Annotated in this window: 17 protein-coding genes; 1 reads left to right on the forward strand and 16 read right to left on the reverse strand. The window is 26.2% G+C overall.

The window, feature by feature from the left end; genetic code table 11:
- From Q5F54_RS05375 to Q5F54_RS05400, 6 genes are all read right to left on the reverse strand, one after another.
- Positions 1-846: hypothetical protein (locus Q5F54_RS05375; RefSeq protein WP_302334066.1), on the reverse strand; the 846-nt coding region annotated here is incomplete at its 3' end.
- 128 nt (positions 847-974) lie between these two features.
- On the reverse strand, positions 975-1,136 hold the full coding sequence (locus Q5F54_RS05380) for a hypothetical protein (protein ID WP_302334067.1): 162 nt from the start codon (positions 1,134-1,136) through the stop codon (positions 975-977).
- 194 nt (positions 1,137-1,330) lie between these two features.
- Entirely contained in the window at positions 1,331-1,921 is a 591-nt protein-coding gene (locus Q5F54_RS05385) for a hypothetical protein (protein ID WP_288526419.1), read from the reverse strand.
- A 35-nt stretch (positions 1,922-1,956) separates the two neighbouring features.
- Positions 1,957-2,325 carry a hypothetical protein gene (locus Q5F54_RS05390; RefSeq protein WP_281538191.1) on the reverse strand — a complete coding sequence of 123 codons (369 nt, stop codon included), beginning with the start codon at positions 2,323-2,325 and terminating at the stop codon, positions 1,957-1,959.
- Between the two features lie 23 nt (positions 2,326-2,348).
- On the reverse strand, positions 2,349-2,795 hold the full coding sequence (locus Q5F54_RS05395; protein WP_287936900.1) for a hypothetical protein: 447 nt from the start codon (positions 2,793-2,795) through the stop codon (positions 2,349-2,351).
- A gap of 5 nt (positions 2,796-2,800) precedes the next feature.
- Entirely contained in the window at positions 2,801-5,518 is a 2,718-nt protein-coding gene (locus Q5F54_RS05400; RefSeq protein ID WP_302334068.1) for a bifunctional DNA primase/polymerase, read from the reverse strand.
- A 252-nt stretch (positions 5,519-5,770) separates the two neighbouring features.
- On the opposite strand from Q5F54_RS05400, the gene Q5F54_RS05405 reads away from it, so the two are divergent.
- The gene (locus tag Q5F54_RS05405) at positions 5,771-6,277 is read left to right on the forward strand and encodes a hypothetical protein (protein ID WP_288526422.1); all 507 of its coding nucleotides are present in this window, start codon (positions 5,771-5,773) and stop codon (positions 6,275-6,277) included.
- Positions 6,278-6,459: 182 nt separating this feature from the next.
- Here the strand turns inward: Q5F54_RS05405 and Q5F54_RS05410 are convergent, their stop codons facing one another.
- The 10 genes from Q5F54_RS05410 to Q5F54_RS05455 form a co-directional block, all read right to left on the reverse strand.
- Positions 6,460-6,744: a hypothetical protein gene (locus Q5F54_RS05410; protein ID WP_288526423.1), complete on the reverse strand. Its 285-nt coding sequence runs from the start codon at positions 6,742-6,744 to the stop codon at positions 6,460-6,462.
- The gene (locus Q5F54_RS05415; protein WP_288526425.1) at positions 6,744-7,109 is read right to left on the reverse strand and encodes a hypothetical protein; all 366 of its coding nucleotides are present in this window, start codon (positions 7,107-7,109) and stop codon (positions 6,744-6,746) included. Before Q5F54_RS05415 ends, Q5F54_RS05410 begins: the two co-directional genes overlap by 1 nt.
- Positions 7,110-7,127: 18 nt before the next feature.
- Positions 7,128-7,436: a DUF960 family protein gene (locus Q5F54_RS05420; protein ID WP_288526427.1), complete on the reverse strand. Its 309-nt coding sequence runs from the start codon at positions 7,434-7,436 to the stop codon at positions 7,128-7,130.
- A gap of 132 nt (positions 7,437-7,568) precedes the next feature.
- On the reverse strand, positions 7,569-8,033 hold the full coding sequence (locus tag Q5F54_RS05425) for a JAB domain-containing protein (RefSeq protein WP_330644393.1): 465 nt from the start codon (positions 8,031-8,033) through the stop codon (positions 7,569-7,571).
- Positions 8,034-8,406: 373 nt separating this feature from the next.
- Entirely contained in the window at positions 8,407-9,390 is a 984-nt protein-coding gene (locus Q5F54_RS05430) for a lysozyme inhibitor LprI family protein (protein ID WP_288526428.1), read from the reverse strand.
- Between the two features lie 47 nt (positions 9,391-9,437).
- Positions 9,438-9,689 (reverse strand): Mor transcription activator family protein, encoded by a 252-nt coding sequence (locus Q5F54_RS05435; RefSeq protein WP_281537973.1) that lies wholly within the window; start codon positions 9,687-9,689, stop codon positions 9,438-9,440.
- A gap of 249 nt (positions 9,690-9,938) precedes the next feature.
- Entirely contained in the window at positions 9,939-10,343 is a 405-nt protein-coding gene (locus tag Q5F54_RS05440; protein WP_330644395.1) for a JAB domain-containing protein, read from the reverse strand.
- A 23-nt stretch (positions 10,344-10,366) separates the two neighbouring features.
- Positions 10,367-10,702, reverse strand: coding sequence for a hypothetical protein (locus Q5F54_RS05445; RefSeq protein WP_281537974.1), 336 nt, complete (start codon positions 10,700-10,702; stop codon positions 10,367-10,369).
- Between the two features lie 351 nt (positions 10,703-11,053).
- Complete coding sequence (locus tag Q5F54_RS05450) at positions 11,054-11,965, reverse strand: IS3 family transposase (RefSeq protein WP_331562412.1); 912 nt, start codon at positions 11,963-11,965, stop codon at positions 11,054-11,056.
- The gene (locus Q5F54_RS05455) at positions 11,938-12,621 is read right to left on the reverse strand and encodes a helix-turn-helix domain-containing protein (RefSeq protein WP_288526429.1); all 684 of its coding nucleotides are present in this window, start codon (positions 12,619-12,621) and stop codon (positions 11,938-11,940) included. The genes Q5F54_RS05450 and Q5F54_RS05455 overlap by 28 nt, the downstream gene beginning before the upstream one ends.
- Between the last annotated feature and the right edge of the window lie 65 nt (positions 12,622-12,686).

Below are 12,686 nucleotides of genomic sequence, written 5' to 3' on the forward strand. Positions count from 1 at the left end.
GACCCAAGTTTTAAAATGAAATCTTTCATTTGGACAAAACTGCATTACACACCTATCATCTAAATCATCTATATACTTTGGTCTTATATCTAATTTTTGAATAATATCTTCTAAGCTATCTACTTTTGAATCATCATATATTACCAAAGCATCAATAGTAGGAAATGAATATCCTCTATACATAAAGTACTTTTCTTCTATATATTGATTACAAAAACTTTTTACTATTAATTTTTTACTATTACCCATAGGTGTACTGATATCTATATTTAGCTCTTTTATAATTGTTTCTTCATCATTTTTATTTAATTCCTTATACTTTTTTTCTAATATATACTTTTCAGGTTCTTGTAAATAACTTTTATATCTGTTCTTACAAACTTCTATATTCGTTAATTTTGAATCTCTTTTTCCATTTTCATCTGTGCAATGTATTATTTCTCCATATCCTTTCATTCCCAAGAAATCTTCTGATGATAGCTCATTTTTATTAAGTAATTTCATAGATTTATCTATTATTTCATTTACTAACAAGTCATTTTCTAAATCTTTTACACTGCATACCTTACTGTAATATGATTGTTTTACTGTACTCTCAGTTAATATATATCTAATAGGAAAACCAATTTCATACTCTATTTGATTAATTATTTTATTATAATATCCTTTTATCCATCTATCTAACTGAATTTCTACTTTTCCTTCTGGATTTAAGCTACTTATTTCTTTAGAGAATATAACATCTCCATCACTAGTTCCTAGATTTACTTTTAAAGTCTCTATTCTATTTTGAGCTTCATATTCTTCTATCTGTTCTATCATATTATCTATCTCGTAATTATTCATATTGTTATTCACTCCTATTTTTATTTGCATTATCCTAAAATTTTAATTAAAACTAATCTGATTACTACACATTATTTCTGAATATTTTTTACTGTAAGATAATAGAAATCTATTATCTTACAAATTTTCTAGTTTAAAATTTCAGTCATTCTTACTAATACATCTACTATACCTTTATTAACATAACTACATTTTCTTTCTCCCCCTTCAATGTTAGAATACTTAATCTTACTATAATCTTTTGAATATAAATCTTTCCTTTTAATCTCCACCTTATGATATGTCCTCATGCTTATGTCCTTCCTATATATAATATCTATCTGTAATTTTGTTCGTTTCATCGTTATATTCTTATAAAATAATCAATTCTCATTTGTCATATATATTAACTTTATTTACATCACTCATTATCAATATATAATCATTAGTAATTAATAATAAGTGATTGATTTTTATGCAATAAATACTACTTTATTTACTATACTTAATTATTTAATTCAATCATTAGTACCTTATCTTCATCGTATACATCTATTCGATTAGTATCAAATATATCTTTGCTAAACTTAACATCTGATAATATCATTGATCCTTTACTTATTAATTCTGGATCATCATCAAAATCTCCATCATAACATAACTTAAATTCCTTATATTCTTCAATAAAATCTATAAAACTTAACACTAACTTTAAATAATCTATATAACTTTTAAAATGAAAGTACTCTTTTGGCCTAAATTCTAATGTGAGTTCATTTCCATCTATCCATATAGAACTTGGCTTTATCGGTAATGCTAAAATATCTTCAATTATATCTTCTTTCTTGTGTTTATTTTTGTACTTATTAATATCCTTTCTTGCAGATATTTTATAAAATGTCATACCTAACTCTTCGTAATGGTCTCTTCTAACTTCATCATTATAAAATGACTTTATTATTTCTAACCTCTTTTTGTAATAAGGTGATTTTTTATTTAAATTTAAGCTTTTTATAAATTCTTGTTCTGGTATTCTTTTAACATCCTCATCAAAGTTTGATATTAATCCATTTATCTCTAAATTATTATTTAACATTTTAACATTCTCCTTATTTTTATTTTATTTTATAATTAAACTGCTTTGTAATCTTTAAGTCTTACATATCTAACTCCATTTTTACCTATAGAGTCACTTATTGTTCCTTTTACTGATTTATTCATTATTTCTTTAGCTGAAAATCCTACATTAGGATCTATGTCTTTTCCTGTAGTAGCTTTGTAGAGCTTAGCTATATTACCTAACTCATTCAATGTTACTTGCTCTTTTTGTACAATAATTTCTCCTGTTTGACATTTAAATGTTATATTGACTAAATGTGCATTCTTGTTATCAAACCATATTTGATTATGCATAGAATCTATACCTACTATTTCTGCTATTACACTAGCCCCTGCCTTAAGATTATTGTTTGGTGTATTTATTGGTGCAAAATAAAACATAATATTCAATCTCCTTTAATAAATTATCTTAATATTGATGCATTCTTAACATCATAAATTTCAATATTTTCATCTATATATTTGCTTCTTGCTTTAATTTTACAAGTCTTACCTAAAAGTGCTTTTCTTAAATCAATACCATTTACATTAGGAATAATCCCTAATGTTGCTAGAAACAATTCCTTTAATTTTTTATTTTTAACTATGGGCTTATCACCGTTACAGGTATAAGTGGCTTCTAATATATGCTCTGATTCATCTTCAACCACTTTAAATGTAAATATTAGTTCACTATTTTGTATGCCATTTTGAGATTTCACTAATATCCTATCAATCTTATACAATTCTGCATCATAATATTTTCCTTCTTCTAGCGTTATTTCTCCATAATCAACTATAATTTTTTCATTTTCCAAATCTAAATCATCAGTCTGATATTCACTTCCTATAGAAACTATTGGTTTTCTCATTTCTATTACTCCTTATAATTTACTAAATTTAAGTTTTTCTTATATAAGTGAACTAGTCTAATTCGTTCCTTATTTTTAGTTATTGAGTCATATACTAATTTTTTAGGTTTTAATTGCCCCTCTTCTGTCTTTATATAATTCTTATCTCTAAGCATTTTTAATAAAGTATTTACTGATACCGATATAGATTGTCCCTTTCCTTTTAAAAAAGTTTCAACCTCAGCATACATTGTGGAGTCATATAAATATAAAAACTCTTTGTCATAATATCCTATAAACTTACCTGCATAATTACTTATTATTTGGTTATTATCCTTTTGTTTCTTAACAGGCAACAAGCATAATTTTCCTAAGTTTATCATCTCTTCTAATGCATCTATAAACATTAGCTCAACTTCTTGATTCCTATATAAAGCTTCTTGATTTTTCAGTATATTTTTGATTACTTGCTCATTTGATAATCTTAACTCTTCAATTTCATCATCACATATGAACATGTATTCATATAAAAAAGTTAGTAGTAGTTCAAATGATATACTTAACCATATAACTGCATCATTTATTCTTCCATGTGTTGTTTCTTCTTTGTATTTAATTTTTAATTCATCAAACTTTTCATCAATAAAACTCTGTACTAGCTCAACATTTTTAGATATCCAATCTATATATATTGCCATAGCTTCTGCAAGTTTTTTATGCTCCTTTTGTAATTTACTTAGTATATCTAAATTTATATCCTCTCTTTTTATTTCTACCCCTATATATCTTGCAGTACTAGATGCACCTTTTGGTAAATCTTCTCCCGTTACAATAGCCATTCCTCTTGGCTTATATGTCTTATTCAATGTTGTATCTGCTCTCATTCTAGATCTACCCACTCTATCACCATACATTCTTAGTATACGTTCTGCTGTTGAAGCTAATTTTCTAGCATCAGACCCATCTATGTTTGGATGATAATCATCAATTAATAATAGTGAATCTTTAAGCGTATGTGCTTTTAGTTCAATAGCATTTGCTGTATCTTTGAAACTAGCAGGAGGTATATTTGAACTAAAATTTCCAAAATGATTTAAAAAAGCTAATGATGCTGATGTTTTTCTACTTCCTGTTAATCCATATACCCATAATACAAAGTTAGGAGTTCTATTCCCTTCTGCTATTAAACCAACTAATGGTGCTAAGTATGTCATAGATAAAAGAGGTATTGTTATATCATGCTTTGCTAAGTTTAATGTTTCTAATGATAAATCTATAGCTTCTTTTTTATCTCTTACTTCTTTAGGAAAACTATAACCACTTAATTCTAATGGTATATCAGTATTTATATTATCTGATCCTATGCCTCCTTTACTGTGTAAATATATGTACTTATTATCTTGTACTGTCCATCCAGTATGAGAATATATAGTATTAATATCTATATCCTTTGATATTTGTTGAACACAATCCTTTAAATAATCTTTCATATTCCTACCTGGACTAATAGTTGGTCTTATTCCCCACCTTTGAGTTATCCAATCCATTTTTATAAATTCCTCCATTGATATTTCTACCTCTGGAAGTTTTACTCCACCTTCTAATATTCCTTCAAGAATTAACTTACTTTCTGAATCACATCCATCCGTTTTAATTATCTCAGACTTAGGATTTATTATAAAATTAGAAATTATCCTTGGACCATCTTTGGTATATCTATATATCCTTCCATTTTTATCTGGAGTATAATCTTTTATTTTTGTAAACTTCTTAGTTATATCTTTATATATTTCTTTTGTTGGTGGTGATAAAAGTTTATAATTATTAATCATCATAGCTGGAGAATTAGTTATTTGATCTTTATCATCTTTTACTAAAGTTCCAAAGCATGTCATTATATCACTTGCATCACATCCCATATCTATACAACTAATATTTCCATATGATTTATCTTTTAATTCTTCTATTCTTCTTATACTTCTTTCATTATGTTTACTTGACATTGCAGAAAACCTTAATGCAGTTGAACTTAATCCACAATTGCAAAACATTGAAGAAACTTTAAACCATGTTTCTTCACATAAGCCTTCTTTTTTCTGATGTATACATAAGTTCCTAAATGAAGTACATGAATTCGCTAATTTATTTAATATGTATCTATCACTTATTGTTGTATCTTTACTTGTACTGATAGCTTTATTACTTTCGATATATGAATTTTTCTTATTTTTTACTGTCATATAATCAATCATCCATTTTGGCATTTCTGCAATTTCAATATCCCATGGGGCATTTATCCATTCATATCTACCTCCATTAGGGTGTATTGATGGTGGTAGTAATGTCTGCTTTCCATCAGACATAAAACATACCTCGGAATGTTCACCTTCTAATCTGTCAACTTTTGTTTTAAGTTCTATATGATTAGGATATTTATAAAGAAGCCTTATACCACCACCAGGTGTAGTAAATTTAGCTGTGTCTGGTAAATCTCCTTTAGATATCTTTTCTAAGTGCTTCCTTCCTTCCTCACCATCAGCATCAATACCAATTACACCAGATGATTTACCTGTTAGCATTCCTATATTTATATTAGGGTTTTTTTGAATCCATCTGTAATAATCTTCCATTGTTGTCGATTTACTGTTTTGCCATCCGGATTCTATAGGCTTCTTACCTTTTGGTGCACATGCTACTAATGTAAATCCACACTCTATATAGTTTTCAAAGTTCTCTTTCATCATAATTAGTAAGTTTACCTTTCTACTTTAAATATTATTTAATTCCTTCGCCTAGGCACAAATAAATAATACACTCAAAATCTAGTAATTTCAATAGGTTCAACTTTAACATTATCTCATTTTATTTGTATAAACCAAATAAAATACTTATTTTATTCGTAAATTAGTGATAATATATTATTTATAGTCCAACTTCAGCTGGTAGGATGGATTTTATATAATTTTTTTAAAAAAAATATTTAAGGAGTTTTAATTATGGATAATATAGCAAATGAAGAGAATATAAATACTGAAAAAATAATTAATTTAATAAAAAAAAATTTAAAAAAAGAACATTTTAGAAGTCACAATGATATTATTAAATTTTTAGAAAATAAAAAAATACCTCTCTCTCAATCTCGTATTTCTTATTACTTAAACAAATATAATATACATAAAAACAAGCTTGGTTATTATGAGGATTTTTCTGCTAATGTCAGAGAATCTTTATTGAAAGATATACTTTTAAAATCGAATGCTCATATATATAAACCTAGAATATATGGACTAAATATAGATTCCACTACTAAAAAAAATGACTTATTTTTTATATTTATTAAAATGGACTCGGGTCATGAAAATTTCTTATGTGAGCTACTATCTGATTACTTTCCTAATAAATTTAGTTACTTAGCTGGATATGGTTGTGTACAGATATTCATTAATTCTGAAAAAAATATAAATGTGCTATATAAAAAATTGAATAGCATAAAAAAAATGTAATTTATATTTCTTATTCTATTTATTAGGGCTTTCAGGGCTTCTATAGTTGAACTAATTATAACTAGTTGTAATTAATTATTCCTAACTACTTATAATTAGTTATTATATTTAAAATTTAAGAAGCCCTGCTTGCCCTACTTTTTTAGACTATATTTAGCTTATTTACTATACATGTTGTATAATCATTTTATTCCATCTAAAAATTCTTTCCCTAATATACCCGACTTAATACCTAATAATATTAAATCTCTAAATAAACTCTCGTCGATATCAGTACTTCGTGGAATCAATTTTCTAAGCCTATCTCTACAATCTTTATATAAACATAATCTTATTTCATATCTATCTAAAGCTTTTATATATATTTTCTCCAAAGCAAAAGTTTCCTCTCCATCAACAACAGTTACACTTTTTATTATCTTACAGTACTTAGTTTCCTTTTCAAATAATTCTTCTTTCTTAGCCATCATTTATCTCCATTTCTATATATGTATATATAATTGTAACTATCTATTGTAGGCACTAACTTAATAGCATAATTAGCTTCTTCCATCTCTGTATATAAAACCTTCTCAAAAGAATAACCTTGTCCACCACATAATGAGACAAGGTTATTATAATTTTTTATCATATCAAACTGTATTAGGTTAACTTCTTCTTGTATCTTCTTTAAAGATATTACCTCCTGTTTATCTAATTCATATATTAAATCTGATGGGAAGAATTTGTTACAAAGTGTTTCTTTATTATCGTAAAAGTCAAATCTCAAATTTCCTAACCACAATTCTTTATCCATATCAAAAGATACTTCTTCTTTTAACTCATAACTCATATCATTAACTCCTTTAAATCAGTATTCAGAGGCTAACATCATCGTTGCATATTCAGATTCAAATGTTACAAATACTTTTAGATTACTTTTCACACCTTTACTTTTTATTATTAATGTCTTTTTATATTCGGGTACTTCCTGAATATGTTCTATTTTAACTATCCCTCTTACTTCATCAATAACACTTATATTAAATACTTGTATGTAATCTACTTGGTTTCCTGCATTAATTCTTTCTTCTATTTCATTCCACATGAATAACTGTATATCTAGACTTATATTTTCTTTTACGCCTATAGTCATGAATTTATTTTCTATATTAATCATATTTATACTCCTAACTTATACTTAGTTAAATTTCTAGGGCTTTTAGGGAACTATTTTTTTCACCCTTTAGCCCCAGTTAATTAAATTGGAACATATAACAAGTCTTACCTTCTATTTTTAAGCTAAGACTTCTTATATCTTGTTATTTTCTTTAAAACTAAAGTATCTATCTCTATCACCTAGTATTATATGGTCAATTAATCCTATACCTAATATCTCACCGCATTCTTTTAACCTTCTTGTTATATTTTCATCCTCTACACTTGGATCTATATTACCTGACGGATGATTATGAAAACATATTATGCTTGATGCATTACTTAACATAGCTACTTTAAATACTTCTCTTGGATGAACTATTGCGGAGTTTAAACTACCTATACTAACTACTTGTATATTTATAGGTTGATTCTTTGTATCTAAACAAGCTACTACAAACTTTTCTCTATCACTATTTTCTAAAAAACTTTTTACTAATCTGAATGCATCATAAGGATTAGTTATATTTCTAGTTTCATATAGAACACTACTTTCTTTAACTACTTTAAGAGATACAACGTTTACTCTCTTCGCTGGTATTTTCTTTTTTGATTCCACTAGCATTTCCTCCATTTCTTCTATTATTAAGCATAAACTAAGTCTGATTCAATTATTACTGCTATTGCTACTCCTGCTGTAAATCCTGCTAGAAACCATCCCATTTTTATCTCCTCCTAAATTATTTATTTGATTTATCTTTTGCTTTAAAATATAATGCTATCCCACAGCCAACTCCTAATACAAATAAATCTATTGGTGTTATTGTCATCATCTCCTTTATATATATTTTTTTATTAAAAAAGGATATTGCTTCGATTACAATATCCTTAAAATAACTATTTAAAATTATTAAATTTCTAATCTATATATTAAAATTATTTATCGTAATTAAATATATTTGAATATATAAACTTAATATATTTCTATGTAATTAATTTAAATAATTTTCAATTAATTCATAGTACCTTTCTTTAGTGGAATCAGCTAGTGACTTAGTGTACTCTATTTCTTCTGTAGAATTACTTCCATACATTTTAGAATCTTCTTCTGCTCTTTTATCTCGTCTTATTACCCAATCTTTCTGAGCTATTCTAAGCAATTCCATATCTGTACTAGATAATATATTTTTCAAATCATTATAAATTTCATTTAATGCATTATCCCATTTCTTTAATACTAAAGAATAGGTATCTTTAATTTGTGTATCTGTTCCGCTATAATTAAATTCACTTACTTCATTATTTATTTCACTAAACTTATTTAAGTATTCCTCTCTTTTATTTTCTAAATCCTTATTCGGTTCACTATTGTATTTTCTCTCATTATCTTTTATTTCTTTTATCTCCCAAAATACATGTGAATCTCCTATATTCATACCTAATTTTTCTGCTTTTTTCAAGTATTCTATAGCTTTATCATAATTTTTGTTATAAAGTTCATTATCTGCAAATCTTTTATACATCTCTATATGTAGTATATTAAGATCTTTTGACTTAAAGCTATCTTTTACCATATTGTAATATACTTCATATTCTTCATTAAATTGAATTTTTGTAGTTATAATATATGTAATTTCTTGTAATGCTTTCGTATTATATTCTTCATCTAATGACTTCTTTAAATATTTTATTTTTTCTTCAGTAGTTTCTGCTTGTTCTGCATCATCTATATATTTTTCATATTTTGGTTTTGTAATATTAGATACGGTCTTATCTACTTCATTTATTGTTCCTCCTAAAACTCCATATACTAACATAGCTGGAAACATTGAACATGCCACAAAAGCTGTAATAAAACCTAATGGTGTTCCTATAAATACAAAATGACTTCTTAGCCACTTAAATATTTTAAATCCTGCTATAGCTCCTATTATAAGAGATATTGTTAGTGCTGAGTTTAAAATTATTTCTTTCATATTTATCCTCTCCAATTCAGTCAATTTTATTAATTTCTTTATTTTTATTACTTTGAATTAATCTTTTTTATTAATTTCTGCACCCACTTATCAGAGTAACCTAATGTTCTAGATATCTCTCTTACAGTTTTTTCAGAGTAATTTTCTATTATATAATTTTCTACATACTCATTTGAGTATAATTTCATAGGGAAATTAACCTGTTGTCCCTTGTAATGTTTATGTATTATTTTTACTATTTCTTCACCTAGGATTTCAGACATTTCTGCATAGATACCTTTAAAGTCACTTTTTTTCATATTTACACTCCACCTCCTTATATTATTATTTATTAATAATAACTACTTTTACAGAAAGTTTCTTTGATATTATCCCTTAAAAAATTTCTTATTTTATTTCTTATATAATCCTCAATATAAAAGTCTTAGCCTAATTTATTTAAGCTAAGACTCTTATATCTTACAGTTTTCTTCGAAACTAAAGTATTTGTCATCATCTCCAATAGCTATATAATCTACTAATTCACTGCCTAGTATTTCTCCACACTTTTATAGTCTTTTAGTTATAACTTCATCTTCCCTACTAAAATCAGTATTACCTGATTGGTGATTGTGAAAGCATATTATTTTAAATGCATTAGTTAATATAGCTACTTTAAATACTTCTCTTGGATGTACCATAGCTGAATTTATGGTGCCTATACTTACAACTTCTATGCTTACTGGCTGATTCTTTGTATCTAAACATACCACTACAAACTTCTCTCTATCACTATCTACTAAAAAGTTCTTTGCTAATTTATAAGCATCATAAGGATTACTTATTTTTCTAGTTTCATATAAAACACTACTTTCTTTTACTAATTTAAGTGAAACTATATCAACTCTCTTGTCAAGTGTTTTCTTCTTATTTATTATGCATTTCTCCTTTATTTTTGAATTAAAAATAAACATACACATTATATCAATGTATATGCTTATTTAAGTAAGTACTCAGTTTCTTCATTTTTAGTTATTACAGTAATACTATAATCACTAGATAGTATGTATAAAGTTGAGCTATATGTATTAGTTTCATCTTGATGTAGTACATCACTAAACTCTTCCACTAATCCCTTTAATATATTTGATTTTAAATTTTCTACTTCTTTAATATCCTCAATTATACACACATATCCACCATCATCTGTTAGTTTTCTGTTGTATCCATAGCTTTCATCTAGAATATTAATACTGTTATCAACATTTTCAACTACTTCCTTGGGATATTCTGATAATAAGTTTAAATCTTCTTTCTTCCATAATTTAATCATATTAACTTCCTCCTTTTAATTTTTTGCACTAAAAAAGAGATGTTCGTATTTCTACCAACATCTCTTCTTATTAGTTCTTGTATTCCTACTTATTAAGCTATCTATTTAATATAGATTCATTAATATAATATACATTTATAATTACATTTAATACGATCTAGTATTCTTATATCATAATTTCAACTATCTTAAATAATATTATTTATTATAAATTAGTCACAATATATTAAAAGTATATATTTTTTATTAAAAGGCTATGTTAGACAATTGTGTGATAAGTGATAAATAAAAACAGCTAGACATATTGGGATGAACTGCTCCCTGTCAAGTAGACAGTACAAATAATAAAAATTAAGCAACTAAGGTCTGAGCCCGATATTCAATCGGGCTTAGGCCTTTTAGTTTTTTCTGTAATCTTTTATTATTATAAAATTCTATATAATTATCTATTGCTAGTTTTAACTCATCAAAGTTATCAAATTTTCTTAAATAATACATCTCAGACTTAATAATCCCCCAAAATCCTTCTATTGGTCCGTTATCTATACATCTACCAACACGAGACATACTTTGAGTTGCTGATACTTTATCTAACTTTAACTTAAATGCTTTGCTTGTATATTGATATCCTCTATCACTATGAAGTAATGGACTTGCACTTGGATTTCTTTCTATGGCTAAGTCAAATGTATCAAATACAAGTTTATTGTTATTTGAGTGTCCCAAAACATAGGAAACTATACTATTATCATATAAATCTATTATTGCACTTAAATAGGCCTTCGTCCCATTAGTTAACTTGAATTCAGTTACATCAGTTAACCATTTCTCATTCAGCGTAGCTGCGCTAAAATCTCTATTTAGCACATTCTCGGCAGTAATTTGAGGTGTACTTTTAATATATCTTTTCTTTTTCTTGCGAATTACTGATTGTAAATTTATAGATTTCATTAATCGATAGATTCTTTTATGATTATATTGCTTATTTAAATTTCTATTAATATTCATAGTCATACGTCTATAACCATAAATACCATTTACATCATCATATATCTTTGTTAATTCTTTTATGATAATTGAATTTTCTTTGTCTTTTTTAGTTTCCACTTTATTTAACCATTTATAATATGAAGATCTTGCTATGCCTGCAAAATCACACAACACTTTAATAGGATAACCTTGTAAATTTAATTCCTTTATTGCAATATATATGTTTTCCCTTTTAAATTTAGTTACTATCGCCTCCTTTCTATTTCCTCCAATTTTTTTAAGAAGTCATTTTCCATTTCTAAGCGTTTATTTTGTGCCTCTAATAATTTTATTTGAGCCATAAGTCTTTGTGAATCACTCATTTCATTAAATGTTTTAGATTTACCTCTACTATCTATAAGAGAATCTTGTCCATCGGTTTTATATTTTCTAACCCAAGAGTAAACTTGTTGATATGATACTTTATATTTATCTGAAGTTAGTTGGTAATTATCATTATTTTCAATACAAAATGCTACTATTTCAATTCTTTCATCGTAAGTTGTTTTTCTACCTTTAGTCATAAATTTATTCTCCTTAACATTAAGAGTTTTACATTGTTTATGACTATTATTATACATTTTAATCCACCTACGAAGTACTGAATCTGAAGAAATATTGTACTTTTTACATATATCTAATAAAGTTCCTCTTCCTAAAAGATAGTCTTCGACTGCAAAATTCTTAATTTCCTTAGGATATTTTGTATTTTGAGAAGTTTGACAAAGACCTTCGGCCCCGCTTGAATCGTATTTAGTGATCCATAAATAGAAAGCCCATCTTGTAATATTCAACTCTTTACATACATTAGATATGCTTATCTTACCAGCAAGATAATTTTGTACATATTTAATTTTTATCTCAAAAGATATTCTAGATTTTTTAGACATAAAAATACTCCCTTCATGATGACAGTTTTATTATTTTAACTGTCCACCATAAAGGGAGCATATCA

Source organism: uncultured Romboutsia sp., from assembly GCF_958366745.1.
Classification (GTDB): Bacteria; Bacillota; Clostridia; order Peptostreptococcales; family Peptostreptococcaceae; genus Romboutsia; species Romboutsia timonensis.

Coding starts and splice junctions, on each gene's coding strand:
- Q5F54_RS05380 (WP_302334067.1), bottom strand. CDS start 1,136: ATGAGGACATATCATAAGGTGGAGATTAAAAGGAAAGATTTATATTCA.
- Q5F54_RS05385 (WP_288526419.1), bottom strand. CDS start 1,921: ATGTTAAATAATAATTTAGAGATAAATGGATTAATATCAAACTTTGAT.
- Q5F54_RS05390 (WP_281538191.1), bottom strand. CDS start 2,325: ATGTTTTATTTTGCACCAATAAATACACCAAACAATAATCTTAAGGCA.
- Q5F54_RS05395 (WP_287936900.1), bottom strand. CDS start 2,795: ATGAGAAAACCAATAGTTTCTATAGGAAGTGAATATCAGACTGATGAT.
- Q5F54_RS05400 (WP_302334068.1), bottom strand. CDS start 5,518: ATGATGAAAGAGAACTTTGAAAACTATATAGAGTGTGGATTTACATTA.
- Q5F54_RS05405 (WP_288526422.1), top strand. CDS start 5,771: ATGGATAATATAGCAAATGAAGAGAATATAAATACTGAAAAAATAATT.
- Q5F54_RS05410 (WP_288526423.1), bottom strand. CDS start 6,744: ATGGCTAAGAAAGAAGAATTATTTGAAAAGGAAACTAAGTACTGTAAG.
- Q5F54_RS05415 (WP_288526425.1), bottom strand. CDS start 7,109: ATGAGTTATGAGTTAAAAGAAGAAGTATCTTTTGATATGGATAAAGAA.
- Q5F54_RS05420 (WP_288526427.1), bottom strand. CDS start 7,436: ATGATTAATATAGAAAATAAATTCATGACTATAGGCGTAAAAGAAAAT.
- Q5F54_RS05430 (WP_288526428.1), bottom strand. CDS start 9,390: ATGAAAGAAATAATTTTAAACTCAGCACTAACAATATCTCTTATAATA.
- Q5F54_RS05435 (WP_281537973.1), bottom strand. CDS start 9,689: ATGAAAAAAAGTGACTTTAAAGGTATCTATGCAGAAATGTCTGAAATC.
- Q5F54_RS05440 (WP_330644395.1), bottom strand. CDS start 10,343: ATGTTTATTTTTAATTCAAAAATAAAGGAGAAATGCATAATAAATAAG.
- Q5F54_RS05445 (WP_281537974.1), bottom strand. CDS start 10,702: ATGATTAAATTATGGAAGAAAGAAGATTTAAACTTATTATCAGAATAT.
- Q5F54_RS05455 (WP_288526429.1), bottom strand. CDS start 12,621: ATGTCTAAAAAATCTAGAATATCTTTTGAGATAAAAATTAAATATGTA.